The following is an 18,879-nucleotide window of genomic DNA, read 5'->3' on the forward strand; positions in this document are numbered from 1 at the left end:
GCGGGGATGTGGAGGGCGGTCGTCCCTCCGGGACTTGGAGTCGGCCGTTCCGGCAAGACAACGTTACAGACTCAGGGTATGTTTATGCCCACACCGCAGTACCTCTTGTCTCGAATTGCCGGTGTGCGGTAACTTTTCGAAGGGTTTGCTGGAGAGTCGCTGAGTGCGGCTTCCGGTGCAGAGCGTGGGACTGGCGAAGACTGGAGCAGGGGGATCGATGTCTGGTGGTTCTGTCTTGTCGATCCCCGAGTCCCGTATCGGGTGCGACGTGATGACGGTGGGGTATGTGAGAAGCAGCGTCGAGCGGTTCGGTGACCGCTATCTGACGAGAATCTTCACGCCCCACGAATTGGAAACCTGCGAAGGACCTGCGCGGGCCCAGCGACTGGCCGCCCGGTTCGCGGCAAAGGAGGCCGTGGTCAAGGTGTTGCGACCCGGAGACGTCGCCTTGCCGTGGCAGTCCATCGAGATCCGGCGCGAGAGCTGGGGCGGATGCGGAGTGCGCTTGTCCGGCAACGCGTCGGCCCTCGCCGAGCGGCAGGGGCTCGGCGGATTCGACGTCTCGATCTCGCACGAGGCCGACGTCGCGATCGCGATGGTCACCGCGTCCCGGCTCGGCACCCCATCCCATCACCAAGGAGAACGTCACCCATGAGCGAGCAGACCATCCGCAAGGTTCTCGGCGACCACGCCCGGTTGTCCGTCGATGCCGCGAGCATCGCCGTCGGCGCCGATCTCTACGAACTGGGTTTGACGTCGCACGCGAGCGTCAACGTCATGCTGGCGCTGGAGGATTCGTTCGACATCGAGTTTCCCGACGAGCTGCTGCGCAAGAGCACGTTCGCGAGTGTGGATTCCATTCGGGGTGCACTCGTCGAACTCGGAGTGGCATGAGTATCGCCCTCGCGAGCGGCACCGGGATCGAGTCCGCGCAGTCGTGGGGACCGGCGGCGCGAGCCGAGAGGGTCGTGGCCGAGGTGGCCGCGCGCTGGGCCGTCGACGTCGATCGGGACGCACGTTTTCCGCAGGAAGCGATCGACGCGCTCCGGGACCAGCGGTTGCTCTCGTGTGCCGTTCCCGCGGAACTGGGTGGCGAAGGCGCGTCGCTGCGGGAACTGTGCACGATCGCCCGGACCCTCGGGCGTCACTGCGCCGCGACGGCGATGGTGTTCGCGATGCACCAGACCCAGATCCTCTCGCTCGTACGGCATCCGGGTGGCGACGGCGTCTCCGCTTTCCTGCGTGACGCGGTCGCCGGTCGGTACCTGCTGGCATCGGCGACGACGGAACTGGGCATCGGGGGCGACGTCCGGCGCAGCACATGCGCGGTGGAGCAGTCTGGCGGGGTGGTGTCGCTGGTCAAGAATGCCCCCGTGATCTCCTACGGCGAGTACGCCGACGCGATCCTCGCGACCGCGCGGCGCACCCCCGACAGCCCGCCGAGCGACCAGGTGCTCGTCATCTGCCGGCGTGCCGACGTGACGCTCGAGCGCACCGGTGACTGGAACACGCTGGGACTGCGCGGAACCTGCAGCCCCGGTTTCGTGTTGCGTGCCACCACCAGCCCCGACCTCGTCGTCGCCGATCCCTACGCGGAGATCTCGGCGGCGACGATGCTCCCGGTGTCGCATTCGGTGTGGTCGGCCGTGTGGCTCGGCATCGCCGACGCCGCGGTGGAGAAGGCACGCCGGTACGTGCGAGCGGCAGCGCGTAAGCAGCCGGGCGTGGCCTCGCCCGCGGCGTCGCGTCTCGCCGAGGCGGCCGCTGTGCACCAGCAGTTCTCGGACATCGTGTTCGCGGCGGCCCGCCGGTTCGACGACGCCGATGCGGCACCCGCCGGTTCGCCGGAGGCCGAAGTCGCGGGCGGAGTGGGCTATTCGCTGGCGATGAACAACTTGAAGGTGACGGCGTCGACCCTGGTTGTCGACCTCGTCGGCAGGGCCCTGCTGATCTGCGGGATCGCCGGCTACCGGGAAGACACGGAGTACTCGCTCGGCCGGCACCTGCGCGATGCGCACGGGGCGGCCGTCATGGTCAACAACGATCGAATCATGGCCAACTCGGCGCAGATGGCCACGGCATACCGGGGGACGATATGAGCACGGATACAGCAGTGGAGCGGGAAGAGACGAGCGAACTCGAGCGGGCCCGGCGTGCGTTCCGGGCGGAACTGCTGGACGCCGGGCTTCTGGTGGACACGTCGGTTGCCGGCCTCTACGGACGGTCGGGATTGTTCGAGGACATCGTCGACGGCATCGACGCGGTCGTACGGGCAGCAGGGCCGGGCGCGTCCGCGGCCCGATTCCGGTTTCCCCCGGTGTTCCCCCGCACCAGTTTCGAGCGCACCGACTACATCGCGTCGTTCCCCAATCTGACCGGGGCGATCAACACGTTCACCGGCACAAACGCCGAGCACGCCCAACTGCTCGCGGCGCGAGCCGACGGCGAGAGCTGGGACAGGTGGCTCGAACCGGCCGACACCATGCTGGTGTCGGCGGCGTGCCACCCCGCGTACCCGATGTTCACGGGGGTGTTGCCGGACGGCGGTGCGCTGCTCGACGTGTACGGCTACTGCTTCCGGCACGAGCCGGCGTTCGATCCCGCCCGCATGCAGGCGTTCCGGATGCACGAGTTCGTGCGGATCGGCACGGCGGACCAGGCCGCGACGCACCGTGATTCGTGGATCGAGCGCGGGCTCGAGGTGCTGTCCGACCTGTGGCTGGACGCCACGCCGGTGGTCGCGAACGACCCGTTCTTCGGCAGGGTCGGACGCATGCTCGCCGCCAACCAGCGCGAGGAGAACCTCAAGACCGAGCTCACGGTGCGCCTGTACGGCGATCTCGACGAGGGGACCGCCGTCGTCTCGTGCAACTGTCATCAGGACCACTTCGGTGTCACGTTCGACATCGCCACCGCAGACGGCGGCGTCGCCCACAGTGCGTGCGTGGGATTCGGAATGGAACGCATCGCGCTCGCGATGCTGCGGACCCACGGCATCGACCCGTCGCGCTGGCCGAGTGCGGTGAAATCCCGGATGTCGCTGTGACGTCCCGGTTGATCGAGATCTCGCCGGACGGATACGAACCGCACACCATCCACTCCGGCGAGCGGACGTGGACCGAGACCAACTGCTACCTCGACCTGTGGGTGGAGGTACTCCACTCGCTCGGGCTCGATCCGGTGCCCGCCGCCGCGTGCGCGTTCGGGGCCCGGTTCGACGGATCGCAGTGGACATTCCTGAAGTTCAAGCCGGAGGATCTGTTCGCGCTGTACGGGATCGACGTGGGGGAGATGAACGTCTGGCGCCGGGTCCTCGACCACGTCGAGGACAATCTCGCGGCGGGAATGCTGTCGACCGTCGAGGTGGATGCGCACTGGCTCCCGGACACCGTGGGCACCGGTTACCGCGAGGGTCACACCAAGACGACGATCGTCGCGAACTACATCGACCGGGAGGCCGGTGTGCTCGAGTATTTCCACAACAGCGGGTATCACCGGCTGGCCGGTGACGACTTTCGCGGGTTGTTCGGGCTCGACGTCGCCGGATCGGCGACCTTCACCCCCTACGTGGAGCAGGTCCGGTTCGACGGGGACCCGGGGTACCGGCCGGCGCGCTTCGAGGCGGTACTGCGCCATCATCTCGCCACCCGACCGGACGGGAATCCGGTGCGCGATCTCGGTGAGCGGGTGGTCGCCGACGTGCCCTGGATCCGCGACGCGGGCATCGACACCTTTCACCTGTGGACGTTCGGGGTGTTGCGGCAGTGCGGTGCCACCGCGGAATTGGCCGCCGACGTCTGCGAGTACCTCGAGCGCAACGGGTTCGCGGGGGCGGCGGCGTTCGCGCCGGGCTTCCGGGCGGTGGCGCAGGGCGCGAAGAGTGTGCAGTTCCAGATGGCTCGGGCCGCTCGCGGACGCAGTGTCGACCCGTCGGCTCAACTCGACGGCATGGCCGAGGCGTGGGAACGGTCGGTGGGCGGCGTGGCGCGAGTGGTCGGACGCGAGTAGTGGATCTTCTCACCGGTGCTCGGTGGCGGTGTGTGGCAACGGAACCGGGATCGGTCACCGATCCCTCGGGACTGGCTTGTGTGCCGGGTCCGTGGTACCACGCGCAGGTGCCGGGCACCGCGGCAGGCGCGATCCGGGCGATCGACGGCGCTGCGGCGGCGCGCGCGGCGAAGACCGATGCGGTGGACTGGTGGTTCGTCACCGACGTGTGCGGCGACGGACCGGGGCCGTGGCGTCTCGAGTTAGACGGCCTCGCCTCGCATGCGGAGGTGTGGGCCGGTGACGACCTCGTCCTGTCGTCGGAGTCGATGTTCGTGCCGGCCGCGGTCGAACTCGCTTCCCGCCCCGGCACGGTCACGCTGGCGATCCGTTTTCCGTCGCTCGATGCCGCGCTGCGCCGCCGACGGCCACGCGGACGCTGGCGGTCGTCGCTGGTGAGCGCGCAGGGACTGCGCTGGATTCGCACGAGCCTGCTCGGTCGCGCCCCGGTCTTCGGCGGTGTGCCGGCCCCGGTGGGTCCGTGGCGGGCGGCGCGTCTGCACGACGGCGCAGCCCCTGTCCTGTCGGACCGTCACGTGGTCACCACCGTGGAGGGCGGCGCGGGCGTACTGGACCTCGCCGTGCGCGTGCACCGCTCGGCCGGGCCGGCGCCTGTCGTGCGGCTCGGCGACCTCACCGTGGACGGGACAATCGTGGACTCCGGGCCCGGCGCGCAGGAGGTCCGCGCTCACCTGCGCGTCCCCGACGTCCGGTTGTGGTGGCCGCACACCCACGGCATCCCCGTGACGTATCCGCTGAGCGTCGTCCTGGGGGAGCACGTCGTCGACCTGGGTGCGGTCGGATTCCGCACCGTGTGCGCGGCGCGCGGTGACGGCGGATTCCGGCTGTCGGTCAACGGCGTCGACGTGTACTGCCGCGGCGCCGTCTGGACGCCGGTGGATCCGGTCGGGCTGGGCGGCCGGGATCAGACGCGGGCCACTCTCGAGCGGGTGGTCGGGGCCGGCCTGAACATGGTCCGCGTGCCGGGCACGGCGGTGTACGAGGACGCCGCATTCTGGGACGACTGTGCCGAACTCGGTGTCATGGTGTGGCAGGACGCCATGCTGTCGACGTTCGACCCGCCCGACGACCAGCCGTTCCTGGACCTGCTGACCGCGGAGGTCGAGGCGGTGCTGCGGCCGCTGTCCGGTAACCCCGCGCTCACCGTGTTCAGCGGAGGCAGCGAGACCGAACAGCAACCGGCAATGCTCGGACTCGCGGTGCCGCACATGACGGCGGTGCACGACGTGATCCCGGCGGTGGTCGGTAGGACGGCGCCGGGGGTGGTGCCGGTGTCGTCGTCACCGACCTCGCCGCCGGGCGGAGATGCGCTCGCGACCCACGTGGGGACGGGTATCGCGCACTACTTCGGTGTCGGGGGCTACCGGCTTCCGCCGTCCGACGTCCGTCAGGCCCGGGTGCGGTTCGCCGCCGAATGCCTCGCATTCTCGATCCCCCCGTCGGATGCGGCGATCGAGGCCGAGTTCGGCAGCCTCGCGGCGGCCGGCCACCATCCACGGTGGAAGGCGGCCGTGCCGCGGGACAACGGCGCGTCCTGGGACTTCGAGGACGTCCGCGATCACTACGTGCGGACGCTGTTCGGCGAGGAACCGTCGACGGTCCGCTGGAGCGACCCCGAGCGGTACCTCGCCCTCGGTCGCGCCGCCGTCTGCGAGGTGTTCGCGGCGACTCTCGGTTTCTGGCGACGGCCCGATTCGGGATGCGACGGCGCCCTGGTGCTCGCGCTCCGCGACCTCGAACCCGGCGCCGGGTGGGGGCTGCTCGACTCCGACGGCAGGCCCAAGGCGCCGTGGTTCGTGATGCGGCGGATGTCGCTGCCGGTCGCCGTCCTCCTCGCCGAGGACGGACTGGACGGACTGCGGATCGACGCGGTCAACGACTCCGACCACACGGTCGTGGGGGAGTTGCGGGTGCAAGTGCACACCCGCACGGGTGCCCGGGCGTTCGACGTCACCGAACCGGTGACCCTCGCCGGGCACGCGGCCCGCCGGTGGTCGCTCGACACGGTGCTCGGGCGTTTCACCGACGCGACACACGTCCACCGTTTCGGCCCCCGCGGGTACGAGAGCGTGACCGTCACCCTGTCGAGCGAGGACGGTGTCGTCGCCGAGTCCGTGCACCTCGTCGGCGGACCTGCCCGGGCCCTCGAACGCACCGTCGGCCTGACGGCGGTGGCGCGGCAGGCGGCGCCCGGGGACTGGGTCGTCGACGTCGGAACCGACGGCGCCGCCCAGTACGTCCACCTCGAACTCCGCGGCTTCGAACCGGCGGACTCCTGGTTCCACCTGCCGCCCGGCGGAGCGCGAATCGTGCCGGTGCGCAGGACCGGAACAGCGGACGCGGTGACCGGGCACGTGCGGGCGCTGAACTCGGTGGCCGTCACACCGGTCGTGCAGGTCTGCACCTGATACGGACCCCGGTCCGTCCGTGTGCGATATCGACTAGGCTGGCTCAGTCCGCAACTGGCCGCTCGTCCCGGCCCGAGCTGTTCGCCGGCAGTTCGTCATCACTGCTCAGGAGTGCGTCGTTGTCTTCCCCGCTCATCGCTGCCGAGCCCTCGTCCGACACCCCGCTCGCCGGTCTGGCGAAGATCGCGCTGGGCGACGCAGTCATCGCGCAGGTGACCGAGGCGCTCGGGCGGCATCACCTCGACATCGTCGCGCCCGCACCCGCCCGGCCGTTCGTGGCCGCGGCTCTCGCCGAGCGCACCCATCTGCTGCTGGTCACCGCGACCGGTCGCGAGGCCGACGACCTCACCGCCGAACTGCAGGAGATGATCGGCGACGCCGTGGCGCAGTTCCCGTCGTGGGAGACGCTGCCGCACGAACGGCTGTCGCCGAGCGCCGACACGGTCGGTCGCCGCGTGGAGGTGCTCCGCAGACTCGCGCGCCCGGACGACCGCTCGTACGGGGCCCCGCTCCAGGTCATCGTCACCACCGTCCGTTCGCTGGTGCAACCCATGGCCCCCGGTCTCGGTGAGATCGAACCCGTCACGCTGCGCGTGGGTGTCGAGCACGACTTCGACGGGCTGATCCAGCGGCTCGTCGAAATGGCGTACACGCGCGTCGACATGGTGGGCAAGCGCGGCGAGTTCGCCGTCCGCGGCGGCATCCTGGACCTGTTCTCACCCACCGCGGATCATCCCGTGCGCGTCGAATTCTGGGGCGACGAGGTCACCGAGTTGCGCGCGTTCTCCGTCGCGGATCAGAGGTCGCTGCCCGAACTCGACATCGACGCCGTCATCGCCCCGCCGTGCCGCGAACTGCTCCTCACCGAGGACGTCCGCGACCGCGCCGCGCGGCTCGCGGTCGACAACCAGGCCGACGCCGCGCTCGTCGAGATGCTCGACAAGATGTCGGCCGGCATCCCGGTGGAGGGCATGGAGGCACTGCTGCCCGTGCTGCGGCCGGGGCAACTCCAGTTGCTCACCGACGTGCTGCCCGAGAGCGCACACGTGCTGCTGTGCGATCCGGAGAAGATCCGCACGCGCGCCACCGACCTGGTGCGCACCGGTCAGGAGTTCCTCGAGGCGTCGTGGACGGCGGCCTCGATCGGCGGCGCCGTCCCGCTCGACACCTCGGTGCTGAAGGGCGACGGCATCGACCTCGGCGCCTCCGCCTACCGCTCGCTCAGTCAGGTCCGGGAATCCGCGGAGACCACGGGTCTGCCGTGGTGGACGCTGAGCCCGCTCGCGTCCGGCAACGGCGAGGAACTGGAGCTGGCGGTCACGCCGGCACCCCAGGTCCGCGGTTCCGACGACCTGCTGTCGGAACTGTTCGTGAGCCTGCGCGCCCACGTCACCACCGGCGGGCGGGCCGTCCTCGTAGTCGCGGGCGCCGGCACCGCGCATCGCGTGCTCGAGCGTCTGCGCGAGGCCGAGGTGCCCGCGGCGGAACTCGCGCCCGGTACCGAGCCCCCGCGGGGCCAGGTCGGGGTGCTGCGCGGTTCGCTCCACGACGGCCTGGTCTTCCCCGGCGACGCCTCCACCGCCGGACTCGTCATCGTCACGGAGGCCGACCTCACCGGCAACCGGGTGGCCGCGGTCGGCGACGGCAAGAGGCTGCCGGCGAAGCGCCGCAACCAGGTGGACCCACTCGCTCTGACCGCCGGGGACATGGTGGTGCACGACCAGCACGGCATCGGACGATTCGTCGAGATGGTCGAACGCACCATCGGCGGCGCGCGGCGCGAGTACCTCGTGATCGAGTACGCCGCCAGCAAGCGCGGACACCCGGGCGACCGTCTGTTCGTCCCGATGGAGTCGCTCGACCAGCTGTCGCGGTACGTGGGCGGCGAGCTGCCCGCGCTGAGCAAGCTCGGCGGTTCCGACTGGGCCAACACCAAACGCAAGGCGCGCAAGGCGGTTCGTGAGATCGCCGGTGAACTCGTCCAGCTGTACGCGGCGCGGCAGGCCGCACCCGGTCATGCGTTCGGCCCGGACACCCCGTGGCAGAAGGAGATGGAGGACGCCTTCGCGTTCACCGAGACCCACGACCAGCTGACGGTCATCAGCGAGGTCAAGGCCGACATGGAGAAGGCGGTCCCGATGGACCGCGTCGTCATCGGCGACGTCGGCTACGGCAAGACCGAGATCGCGGTGCGGGCGGCGTTCAAGGCCGTGCAGGACGGCAAGCAGGTGGCGGTCCTGGTGCCGACGACCCTCCTCGCTCAGCAGCACCTGCAGACGTTCACCGAGCGCATGGCGGCGTTCCCGGTGACGGTGCGCGGGCTCTCCCGCTTCACGGATGCGGGGGACTCCAAGGAGATCATCGCCGGCATGGCGGACGGCGAGATCGACGTCGTGGTCGGCACGCACCGGCTGCTGCAGACCGGGATCCGGTGGAAGGACCTGGGCCTCGTCATCGTCGACGAGGAACAGCGCTTCGGTGTGGAACACAAGGAGCACATCAAGGCGCTGCGCACCCACGTGGACGTTCTCACGATGTCGGCCACGCCGATCCCGCGAACGCTGGAGATGAGCATGGCGGGCATCCGCGAGATGTCCACGATCCTCACGCCGCCGGAGGAGCGGCACCCCATCCTCACCTATGTCGGCGCGTACGCCGACAAGCAGGTCGCCGCGGCCATCCGACGGGAACTGCTCCGCGACGGGCAGGTGTTCTACGTCCACAACCGGGTCAGCTCGATCGACAAGTCGGCCCAGCGTATCCGCGACCTCGTCCCCGAGGCGCGGGTCGTGGTGGCGCACGGCCAGATGAACGAGGACACGCTCGAGCGGACCGTGCAGGGCTTCTGGGAACGCGACTACGACGTGCTGGTGTGCACCACGATCATCGAGACGGGTCTCGACATCTCCAACGCCAACACGCTCATCGTCGAACGCGCCGATTCCCTCGGCCTGTCGCAGCTGCACCAGTTGCGCGGTCGTGTCGGGCGTAGCCGGGAACGCGGCTACGCGTACTTCCTGTACCCGCCGGAGAAGCCGCTCACGGAGACGGCCTACGACCGCCTCGCGACCATTTCGCAGAACTCCGATCTCGGTGCCGGCATGGCGGTCGCGATGAAGGACCTCGAGATCCGCGGCGCCGGAAACGTGCTGGGCGCCGAGCAGTCCGGTCACGTCGCGGGTGTCGGGTTCGACCTGTACGTGCGGCTGGTGGGGGAGGCGGTCGAGGCGTTCCGGGCGGCCGCCGACGGCAAGCCGATCACGACGGAGGACGCCCCGAAGGAGGTCCGTATTGACCTGCCCGTCGACGCGCACATTCCTCCCGATTACGTCACCAGCGACCGTCTCCGGCTCGAGGGATACCGCAAGCTCGCGGCGGCCACCGAACTCGACGGCATCACGGCCGTGGTCGACGAACTCGTCGACCGGTACGGACCGCTCCCCGAGGAGGTCCGCCGACTGGTTTCGGTGGCCAAGCTGCGCCTGCTGGCCCGCGAGTACGGACTCGAGGAAATCGCCGTGGTCGGGACGCAGCTGAAGATCGCGCCGATGGCCCTGCCCGACTCGAAGCAGTTGCGTCTCAAGCGGATCTACCCGAGCGCGCAGTACCGTGCCACCACCGGGATGGTGCAGCTGCCGCTGCCCCGGGCAGGTTCCGGTGGAATCGGCGCGGAGCGGGTGCGGGACGTGGAGTTGCTGCAGTACATCGCCGATTTCGTGCTCGCGCTGGACGGCAAGGCTGCCGGGTCCGTGGTGATGGAGGCCTGACCGATGACGGTGGTCCTGCTCGACCCGTTGCGGCCCACGACGATCCCGATGCAGGCGGTCGGGGTGGTCGGTGACGGAGTGGAGTTCACCGACGAGGTACCCGAAGCCGTGCGGACGTTGCTGACCGAAGCACCCGGGGCCGCCGTCCTGGTCAGTACCGATCCCGACCATCCGGCCGTGCGCGAGTGGGTCGCGTCGGGGTCCCGGGTCATCGCGGCACCGAAGGTCCCGGGCGACAACCTCGTCGAGGCAGCCGAGGTGATGGACCGATTGTGGAGTTACGGCGGCTGGGAAGTGACGCAGACGCACCGCACCCTGTCGCACTACCTCGTCGAGGAGACGTACGAGGTGCTCGACGCGATCGAGTCGTCCGAACCCGGCGATCTCCGGGAAGAACTCGGAGACCTGCTGCTGCAGGTCCTGTTCCATTCGCGCATCGCGTCGGCGTCGGGCAATTTCGACATCGACGACGTGGCCGCGACCCTGGTGGCCAAGCTCGTGCACCGCAGTCCCCACCTAGGGGAAGACGTCGTCGGGCCGATCGACATCGCGGAGCAGGAACGGGCATGGGAGATCAGGAAGGCGGCGGAGAAGGCGCGGAGTTCGTGCCTCGACGGCGTCGCGATGAGTCAGCCCGCGGCGTCCCTCGCGGCGAAGGTGATCGCCCGCGCGAGCAAGGCCGGCCTGCCGCCCGAACTCGTGCCCGTCGAGCTCGAGTCCGGTCTGGTAGCTGAGGCGGAGGCCGAGACGAGACTCCGGGCGGCGACGCACGCGTTCATCACCCGGATCCGGGTAGCCGAGAATGCGGCGCGTGCACAGGGGAAGTCCTCGCTCGGAGCAGCGGACTGGACGGGTCACTGGCCGTCGTGAGGGCGGCCGTTCCACGCGATCGTTTCGGTTTGCCGAAATGTAACTGAGTTTTAAATCACTTCGCGTTAACTGGTGCGCACGAAACAAACTTGAGATAGGTTTACCCCTGCAAAGAAGACCGATGGTCGAAAACATTGAAGTTTTCTGAACTGCGGGGGTTCGAACGGTCTCTGCTTCCTTTGCACGCTGCACGTGGTGAGGACATCACTCCAGACAAGGGGTGGTCAGTGCTCGCATGGGACGACTGTGATGCTGCCGGGCCATTCGCCCGACGAGGAAAGACGGACAAATGAGCCTGTACACGCCTGATCGCCTGGAACCCTCCGACGGTACCGACGTCGTGGGCGTCGACCAACGCAATGGCGAAGACAACGGTCGCAACGACGGGGACGGGTCGCAGCGGCCGACGGTCACGGTCGTCGTGCCTGCCATGAACGAAGCCAAGAATCTCCCGCACGTTGCCGCGCGGATGCCGGCCGACATCGACGAGATCGTCTTCGTCGACGGACATTCCGTCGACGACACGGTCGAGGTGGCCAAGAGCCTGTGGCCTGACGCCACGGTCGTGACGCAGAGCCGAAAGGGCAAGGGCAATGCCTTGGCCTGCGGTTTCCTCGCCTCCACGTCGGACATCATCGTGATGATCGACGCCGACGGATCCACCGACCCGGCCGAGATCCCGCTGTTCGTCGGGGCTCTCGTGGCAGGCGCGGACTTCGCGAAGGGAACCCGATTCGCCGCCGGCGGAGGAAGCTCGGACATCACGTTCAGCAGAAAGCTCGGCAACAAGGCGTTGAACGCCATCGTCAACCTCAAGTTCGGGGCCTCGTTCAGCGATTTGTGCTACGGCTACAACGCATTCTGGCGCCACCACGTCCCGGTGATGGCATTGCCGTCCGTCGATGCGGCCGAGGCGCAGTGGGGCGACGGCTTCGAGATCGAGACACTCATCAACGTGCGGGTCGCCAACGCGGGCCTGAAGATCACCGAGGTGCCGAGTTTCGAACAGGACCGCATCCACGGCGAGAGCAATCTCAACGCGGTACGTGACGGGCTCCGGGTGCTGCGCACCATCAGGAGCGAGCAACGCACCTCCGCACCTGACGTGTTCCCGGCCCCCGTCTCGCGAGGCTGAGCAACCATGACGGTGTCCACACTCGTGTCCTGCTCCGTCGTGATCTGCGCCTACACCACCGAACGGTGGACCGACCTGTGCGCCGCAGTCGACTCGGTGCTCACGCAGAACGTGCCCGTGCTCGAGGTCCTGGTGGTGATCGACCACTCCGAGGAACTGTTCTCGCGTGCCGAACGGCACTTCGCAGAGCAGACCCGGGTGACCGTGCTGCGTAACTCCGGGTCGAAGGGGCTCTCCGGAGCCCGCAACACGGGCGTGCGCGCGGCGCGCGGCGACATGATCGCGTTCCTCGACGACGATGCGCGCGCCGAACCCGACTGGTACCGGGTGTCCGCCGCCCACTACTCCGACCCCGACGTGCTCGGTGTGGGGGGATTCGCGAGTCCCGTCTGGCCCGCGGACCGCCCCGTGTGGATGCCCGCCGAGTTCGACTGGGTGGTCGGCTGCAGCTACGTCGGCCAGCCGACACGTATCGAGCCCGTGCGGAACTTCATCGGCTGCAACATGTCTCTGCGGCGCACGGTGTTCGACGCCGTCGACGGGTTCAGCGACGGGATCGGCCGGGTCGGGACGACGCCGGTCGGGTGCGAGGAGACCGAACTCTGCATCCGGATCCGCGCCCACCAGCCCACTGCGCAGCTGCTGTTCGACCCCGCGATGAAGGTGGCGCACCGCGTCAGCGACGACCGCACCACGTTCCGCTACTTCCTCTCGCGCTGCTTCCACGAGGGCATGTCGAAAGCGCTGGTCTCCGATCTCGTCGGGGCCGGCGACGCGCTCAGCAGCGAACGGGCGTACACCGCGCGTGTACTCCCGCGAGCCGTCGTCACGGGAATCGCCTCCCCGCGGCACGGCGGACTGGCCCGGGCCGGTGCTGTGGTCGCGGGGCTCACGGCGACCACTGCCGGCTACGTCCGGGGTCTCGTCGGTCTGCGATCGAAGCGGGTGACGGCATGACCGGAACACTCGATCGCCGGATCGACCTCGTGCCCGCTCTCGTGAGCGACGAGGCACCGACGTGGGACGGGGCCGTCTGGGTCGGCGAACTACGCGGTCCCGTCCGAGACGACACCGAATACCGGCTGGAGCGAGCCGAGGGGTATCGGCGTGCCCGGCTGCTCGTGCGAGAAGAGCGCACCCTGTTGGGATTCGTCGAGCTGGACATCGAGGACGGCGGACTCGACGCCGCCGCACTGCGGCGCGCATCGGATGGGCTCCTGCCGGGAGCGGTGGCCGAAAGCGCCGCCGCCACCGACGCATCCGGCCCTTCCATCACCGTGGTGGTGTGCACCCGGGACCGGGTAGACAGCCTGAAGGTCGCCCTGGAATCGATCCTGTCGCTCGACCATCCCGACTACGAGGTGATCGTGGTCGACAACGCATCCCGCACGGATGCCACGCAGCGGTTCGTCACCGAACTCGGCGACCCCCGTGTGCGCGTCGTGACCGAGCCCCGCCCGGGCCTGTCCCGGGCGCGCAATGCGGGCGTCCGCGCGGCGAACACGGAGATCGTCGCCTTCACCGACGACGACGTCGTCGTCGACCCGCACTGGCTCACCGAACTCGTCGCCGGATTCGGCGCCGGTAATGCGGTGGCGTGCGTGTGCGGGATCGTCCCGAGCGGGGAGATCCGCACACCCGCGCAGGCGTACTTCGATCAGCGGGTGGGGTGGGCGAGTTCCTGCGTCCCACGGTTGTTCGACCTCGCGCACCCGCCCGCCGACGTGCCGCTCTTCCCGTTCCAGGTCGGCGTCTACGGCACCGGTGCGAATTTCGCGGTCGATCGGCAGGCCGTGTTCGCGCTGGGTGGTTTCGACGAAGCGCTCGGGGCGGGAGCCCCCACCGACGGTGGCGAAGACCTCGACATGTTCTTCCGCGTACTGCACGCCGGGTGGCAGCTGGCGTACCGGCCCGGGGCTGTCGTGTGGCATCGGCACCGGGCGGACAACGAGGCGCTCGCCGTCCAGGCGCGCGGCTACGGACTCGGACTCGGTGCCTGGCTGGCCAAGATCGCCGTCGACCCCCGCACCGCCTGGCTCGCAGCGCGCATCGCCGTACGGCAGGCGCCGACGTTTCTCCGTCTGTCGCGGAAGATGTCCCGCGTGGCCACCCCTCCGGACGGTCTCGCCGACGACCTTCCCGTGGGGATCGGAACCACCGAGCTGCGGTCCATCGCGCGTGGTCCGTTCGCCTATCTGAAGGCCCGAGTGGAGGGCCGGGATCCGGCACCGCTGAGGGGGTTGACCGATGACGGCCCATCCTGATCTCGCCGGCCGCACAGACGGCACCCGGTTCGCCACCTGGTTCGGACCGGAGGACGCGCCGCTGTTCGGCGTCGTCGATCTTCCCGCGGACGGCCGCTGCCGCGGTGCCGTCGTCCTCTGCCCGCCGATCGGCAAGGAACAGGTCGACGCGTATCGCGGAATGGTGTATCTCGCCCAGCAATTGCGGGCTCGCGGTCTACTGGTGTTGCGGTTCGACTACCGCGGCACCGGTGACTCGCCGGGCGCCCAGGACGATTCCGACGCGGTCGCCGGATGGCTCGAGAGCATCCGGAGGGCCGTCGATTTCGTGCGCAGCTGCGGCATCACGGACGTCGGGCTGGTCGGCCTCCGGGTCGGCGCCCTGCTCGCCGCACAGGTCGCCGCGACGTGCGGTCCGGTGCGGGCCGTGACCTTGTGGGACCCGGTGGTGCGCGGCCGCGCCTACCTGCGCAAGCAGACCGCGCTCCACCGGATGGTGGTCGGTCCCGAGGATGCGGACGATCCGCGAATCACCCTCATCGGTGCGGTGCTCGCACCGGCCGCGGCTACAGCACTGTCGGCGATGACTCTGCGAGCAGCCACCCCGCCGCCGGGCGCGAAGGTCCTGATGGCGTTGCGGGAGAGCGAGGTCGATTCCGTCGGGATGCGTGAGGCCGTCGCGTCCTGGAACGCCGAGAACTTCTCGGTTCACGACTACGAATCGTTCCTCGAGCCGCCGGACTTCGTGGTCCGGATCCCGTTCGGCGACATCGACCGGATCGCCGACTGGATGTCCGCGTCCTTCGGCGACCAGCACACCGGTGCGGCACTCGATCTCCGCACCACCGCCGTCGTGGATCGGACCGTCGACGGCAGGCACGTCGTCGAGACGCTGGGCTTCGCGGGACCATCCGAACTCTTCACGATCCGAACGTCCGTCGCGGCGGAGCGGGGTGCGGCGCCCAACCCTGCGGCACCGACCGTGATCTTCCACGGCACCGCCAACGAGCACCGCGTCGGACCGGTCCGGCTGTGGGCCGAGACGGCGCGCGAACTCGCCGCCCACGGGATCGTCGGCGTCCGCTTCGATCGTCGCGGCACCGGCGACACCGGCACGGTGCAGCGCGGCGAATGCACCACCATCTACACGGACGAATCCCGGGACGACGCCGTCGACATCATCTCCGTCAGCGGTGCGCAGCCCGAATCGGCTGTGCTCGTGGGCATGTGTTCGGGTGCGTGGAACTCGAGCTACGCCGCCCTCCGGCGTCCCGTCCGGGCGGTGGTCCTGGTCAACATGGCGGACTGGACCATCACCCGTCAGGCGTTCGTGAAGCAGTCGACGATGGACGCCGACCGGGGTTCCCTGAAGGGTGCAGCGCTCGCGCTGCTCCACCGGCACGCGGCGACGGCGAAAAGGTACCTGCGGGTGTGGATGCCGTACCGCTGCTGGTTGTGGCTGGGCCGGGCCGGGTTGCTGCAGGTGCCGGAGGTCATGCTCGCTCCGCTGAACGAGCGTGGCGTGCACACCACCGTTCTGCTCTCGCCGATCGACTACGCCGCGTTCGTCGAGAACCAGGGCGAGCGCAGCCTTCGCCGGCTCCGGCGCGCCGGCTGGAACGGACGCCTGGTGACGTACCCGTCCGGCGATCACTCGCTGTACAGCACCGCCCTGCGGGACAGGGTCCTGCGGGACGTCCTCGCCACCACGCTCGGCGAACTGACCGTGGGCCCTGTCGACGACGCCCGTGACGATTCCCGGCCGGAGTTGGTCGGGTAGCCATGGGATCCCCGACAGCGACGCAGTCGCAACTACGCGCGAAGCACCGTGCCGAGCAGCCACCGCGCTCCGCGGGGCGGAATCTGCAGCTCAACTCGATGGCCCTGATGCTGTCGAGTGTCGTCACCGGTGTACTCGGCCTCGCCTTCTGGGGCGCGGCCGCGCGGTTGTTCCCCGCCGATCAGGTGGGCGTGGCGTCCGCTCTCATCTCGACGGCGATCATGCTGTCGACGCTGTCGAATCTCAGCCTCGGCTCGATGTTCGAGCGCTTCCTGCCCGTGGCGGGCCACCGTGCGGGACCGTTGCTGGTCAAGGGTTTCGCCGCCGTGGCCACACTGGCCTTCGTGTCGGCCGTCGGGCTCATCGTCCTCGGTCCGCGGGACACGCTGTTCGAGAACAACCTGGAAATCGCGATCTATCCGGTGTTCGTCGTCGTCCTCGCACTCTTCGCTCTTCAGGACCAGACGGTCTCAGGGCTGGGCGTGGCCCGCTGGGCGGCGTCGAAGAACGTCTTCCACGCGCTGGCCAAACTGCTCGCGGTCGTGGTGCTCGCGGCGTCGGGGTCGGCGCTCGCCATCGTCGCGTCCTGGGGGGTCACCGCGGCGATCGCCGTTGTGGTCGTGTTGACGTCGATGGGCCTGCGCATCCGGTCCGACCCTCGATACCGGCAGGTACCCGCGCTGCCCTCCAACAAGGAACTCGGAGTGTACTTCGGTTCCTCGTACGGCATTTCGGCGCTGGGGGCCATCGCCCCGCTCGTCGTCCCGCTGATCGTCGTCACCCGGGTCGGCACCGCGGCGAACGCGTACTTCGCGGTGACCTGGTCGATCGTCAGCGCCCTCTACATCATGGTGAACCTCATGGTGGGCCCGTTCGTCGCCGAGGCCGCCGCGCATCCGGACAAGATCGTCAGCCTGTCGCGCCGGTTCGTCCGCACCATTGCCGTGGTCGCGGTGGTGGGCGGATTCGGGCTGGCCTTCGTCGCGCCGCCCGCACTCGGATTCATCGGTGACGAATACCGTGCGGAAGGAACGCCTCTGCTCCATCTCGCCGCGGTGTTCGTGCCTCTCACCGTCATCGGCGCCGTCTACGACGGTCTCGCGCGGGTGTACCGCCGGCTGACCCTCGCCGTCGTCACCCAGTGCCTGGCCACGGTGGTCATCATCGTCGGCAGCCTGGTCTTCAGCGCGTCGATCGGGGTCGCGGGTGTGGGCTGGGCGTATCTCGCGGCCGAGACGCTCACCGCCGTGATCCTCGCAGGACCGCTCATCTCGTGGCTCCGCCGACTCCAGAACCGCGCCAAGTGGGAGCGGTGGCTGGCGAAGAAGAGTATGAACCAGAAACCGATGTGGCAGGTGTCCGATGTCGACGCATAGAGCGAGTACCCGCGACCTGATGCGCAGCGGGAGCCGGATGATCACCGCGATCGGTCCCGTCCGACTGCCGAGCATCGGCGAGATCCGGGACACGCTGACCCTGCTCGCGCACGCGGGTGGGCGGCACACCCCGATCGGTCTCGTCCCGGCCGCCGGGTCACGCCGGTGGGAGCACCGACCGCAGGACTTCCTCGGGCAGGTACGGGAACTCGAACCCTGTACCCGGGAGGAGGTGCCGCAGTTGCTGACCCGGCTGGCACGGTCGGGTGCGTCCGCGCACCCACTGAACGTCGCGGTCGCGGGTGATTTCCTCCTGCTCGACATCTCCCACGGACTCGGCGACGGCAGGCTCGCGCTGTCTCTCGTCCGTGCCGTCGCCGGCGGCCGCACCGGGACGCCGGTTCCGGAATGGGCGCGGACCCGAGACAGCGCACTGCCGCTCGCACGCGCCCTGACCCGGACCTTCGCGTCGACCCCCACACGTGTCGCGTCGCTTCTCGAGTCCCGGCCCGCTGCCACACACGGTTCCGGATCGGCCGGGGTGGTCGTGCCGTGGCACCGCGCGCCCACCGCGGTCATCGCGTCCACAGCGTCCGGGACCACCGCAGAACTGCGTCGCTGGCGGGACCGGGAAATGCCCCGGGCGTCGGTGTCGTCGTTGCTGTTTGCAGCCGTCGCGCGGGCAATGCGGAGTCATGGACTGGCTGTCGACGACACGGTCGACGTCCTCTTCGACTGCCGCCGGTACCTTCCCGAGGCTGCGACGGTGAACGGTAACTTCGCTGCTCTGGTGCGCTTCTCACTGTCGGACCCGGGTGATGCCGCCGAGATGAGTGCGGCGATCACGCAGGCCACGGCGTCTGGCCGACCGCTCGCCTCGCTCGCACTCAGCACCGCCACGTTCGGCAGGCGGGTGCGGGCCGGCAGTGCGCACGCGCAGGCCACCCACGTTCCTGCGGACCCCCGGGCGCGGCTCGTGTACTCCGACATGGGAGAGGCCGCACTGCTGGCCGATCTCGACTGGACCGACGAGCCCGGCCGGCGTCTCGTCACCGCACTGAGCGAACCGGCCGACCCTGCATCGATCGTCTTCAACTCGGTGCGCCACGGTTCCGAACTGGACGTGTCGGCGTCGCTGCACGACAACGTCTTCGACCCCGAACTCGTCCGCACCGCACTCGCGGACGCATTGTGCGACCCACTGTCTCTACTGTCTCGAAGGATGTTCTGAC

The 18,879-nt window shown here is 69.3% G+C and carries 14 protein-coding genes; all 14 read left to right on the forward strand.

The genetic code is table 11. From position 1 onward, the window contains the following. Positions 1-217 precede the first annotated feature (217 nt). The 14 genes from acpS to CJ177_RS02080 all read left to right on the forward strand — a co-directional run bounded on the left by acpS (position 218) and on the right by CJ177_RS02080 (position 18,878). Positions 218-655 (forward strand): holo-ACP synthase, encoded by a 438-nt coding sequence (gene acpS, locus CJ177_RS02015; RefSeq protein ID WP_095867175.1) that lies wholly within the window; start codon positions 218-220, stop codon positions 653-655. Continuing rightward, positions 652-894, forward strand: coding sequence for an acyl carrier protein (locus tag CJ177_RS02020; protein WP_005238830.1), 243 nt, complete (start codon positions 652-654; stop codon positions 892-894). Before acpS ends, CJ177_RS02020 begins: the two co-directional genes overlap by 4 nt. Then, positions 891-2,099 (forward strand): acyl-CoA dehydrogenase family protein, encoded by a 1,209-nt coding sequence (locus tag CJ177_RS02025; RefSeq protein ID WP_005238831.1) that lies wholly within the window; start codon positions 891-893, stop codon positions 2,097-2,099. Before CJ177_RS02020 ends, CJ177_RS02025 begins: the two co-directional genes overlap by 4 nt. After that, positions 2,096-3,046 carry an amino acid--[acyl-carrier-protein] ligase gene (locus tag CJ177_RS02030; RefSeq protein WP_025432139.1) on the forward strand — a complete coding sequence of 317 codons (951 nt, stop codon included), beginning with the start codon at positions 2,096-2,098 and terminating at the stop codon, positions 3,044-3,046. The genes CJ177_RS02025 and CJ177_RS02030 overlap by 4 nt, the downstream gene beginning before the upstream one ends. Continuing rightward, positions 3,043-4,008 (forward strand): DUF1839 family protein, encoded by a 966-nt coding sequence (locus tag CJ177_RS02035; RefSeq protein WP_095867176.1) that lies wholly within the window; start codon positions 3,043-3,045, stop codon positions 4,006-4,008. Before CJ177_RS02030 ends, CJ177_RS02035 begins: the two co-directional genes overlap by 4 nt. A gap of 32 nt (positions 4,009-4,040) precedes the next feature. Beyond that, entirely contained in the window at positions 4,041-6,476 is a 2,436-nt protein-coding gene (locus CJ177_RS02040; protein WP_257014344.1) for a glycosyl hydrolase, read from the forward strand. Positions 6,477-6,595: 119 nt separating this feature from the next. Then, complete coding sequence (gene mfd, locus CJ177_RS02045) at positions 6,596-10,243, forward strand: transcription-repair coupling factor (protein ID WP_095867178.1); 3,648 nt, start codon at positions 6,596-6,598, stop codon at positions 10,241-10,243. Between the two features lie 3 nt (positions 10,244-10,246). Further along, complete coding sequence (locus CJ177_RS02050; RefSeq protein WP_061700321.1) at positions 10,247-11,113, forward strand: MazG family protein; 867 nt, start codon at positions 10,247-10,249, stop codon at positions 11,111-11,113. Between the two features lie 289 nt (positions 11,114-11,402). Beyond that, complete coding sequence (locus tag CJ177_RS02055) at positions 11,403-12,248, forward strand: glycosyltransferase family 2 protein (protein ID WP_005238836.1); 846 nt, start codon at positions 11,403-11,405, stop codon at positions 12,246-12,248. Between the two features lie 6 nt (positions 12,249-12,254). After that, positions 12,255-13,205 (forward strand): glycosyltransferase family 2 protein, encoded by a 951-nt coding sequence (locus tag CJ177_RS02060; protein WP_061041497.1) that lies wholly within the window; start codon positions 12,255-12,257, stop codon positions 13,203-13,205. Then, positions 13,202-14,512, forward strand: coding sequence for a glycosyltransferase family 2 protein (locus CJ177_RS02065; RefSeq protein WP_095867179.1), 1,311 nt, complete (start codon positions 13,202-13,204; stop codon positions 14,510-14,512). The genes CJ177_RS02060 and CJ177_RS02065 overlap by 4 nt, the downstream gene beginning before the upstream one ends. Continuing rightward, positions 14,496-16,271, forward strand: a complete 1,776-nt coding sequence (locus tag CJ177_RS02070; RefSeq protein ID WP_095867180.1) for an alpha/beta fold hydrolase — start codon at positions 14,496-14,498, stop codon at positions 16,269-16,271. The genes CJ177_RS02065 and CJ177_RS02070 overlap by 17 nt, the downstream gene beginning before the upstream one ends. A gap of 2 nt (positions 16,272-16,273) precedes the next feature. After that, positions 16,274-17,647, forward strand: a complete 1,374-nt coding sequence (locus CJ177_RS02075; RefSeq protein ID WP_005238840.1) for a lipopolysaccharide biosynthesis protein — start codon at positions 16,274-16,276, stop codon at positions 17,645-17,647. Beyond that, positions 17,634-18,878 (forward strand): hypothetical protein, encoded by a 1,245-nt coding sequence (locus tag CJ177_RS02080; protein WP_179443147.1) that lies wholly within the window; start codon positions 17,634-17,636, stop codon positions 18,876-18,878. The genes CJ177_RS02075 and CJ177_RS02080 overlap by 14 nt, the downstream gene beginning before the upstream one ends. Position 18,879: the final 1 nt, after the last annotated feature.

This window comes from Rhodococcus sp. ACPA1 (genome assembly GCF_002300195.1).
In the GTDB taxonomy this organism is placed as follows: Bacteria; Actinomycetota; Actinomycetes; order Mycobacteriales; family Mycobacteriaceae; genus Rhodococcus_F; species Rhodococcus_F opacus.

Excerpts from the sequence above, each read along its gene's own strand:
- acpS (WP_095867175.1), top strand. The coding sequence starts at position 218 with ATGTCTGGTGGTTCTGTCTTGTCGATCCCCGAGTCCCGTATCGGGTGC.
- CJ177_RS02020 (WP_005238830.1), top strand. The coding sequence starts at position 652 with ATGAGCGAGCAGACCATCCGCAAGGTTCTCGGCGACCACGCCCGGTTG.
- CJ177_RS02025 (WP_005238831.1), top strand. The coding sequence starts at position 891 with ATGAGTATCGCCCTCGCGAGCGGCACCGGGATCGAGTCCGCGCAGTCG.
- CJ177_RS02030 (WP_025432139.1), top strand. The coding sequence starts at position 2,096 with ATGAGCACGGATACAGCAGTGGAGCGGGAAGAGACGAGCGAACTCGAG.
- CJ177_RS02050 (WP_061700321.1), top strand. The coding sequence starts at position 10,247 with ATGACGGTGGTCCTGCTCGACCCGTTGCGGCCCACGACGATCCCGATG.
- CJ177_RS02055 (WP_005238836.1), top strand. The coding sequence starts at position 11,403 with ATGAGCCTGTACACGCCTGATCGCCTGGAACCCTCCGACGGTACCGAC.
- CJ177_RS02060 (WP_061041497.1), top strand. The coding sequence starts at position 12,255 with ATGACGGTGTCCACACTCGTGTCCTGCTCCGTCGTGATCTGCGCCTAC.
- CJ177_RS02065 (WP_095867179.1), top strand. The coding sequence starts at position 13,202 with ATGACCGGAACACTCGATCGCCGGATCGACCTCGTGCCCGCTCTCGTG.
- CJ177_RS02070 (WP_095867180.1), top strand. The coding sequence starts at position 14,496 with ATGACGGCCCATCCTGATCTCGCCGGCCGCACAGACGGCACCCGGTTC.
- CJ177_RS02075 (WP_005238840.1), top strand. The coding sequence starts at position 16,274 with ATGGGATCCCCGACAGCGACGCAGTCGCAACTACGCGCGAAGCACCGT.
- CJ177_RS02080 (WP_179443147.1), top strand. The coding sequence starts at position 17,634 with ATGTCGACGCATAGAGCGAGTACCCGCGACCTGATGCGCAGCGGGAGC.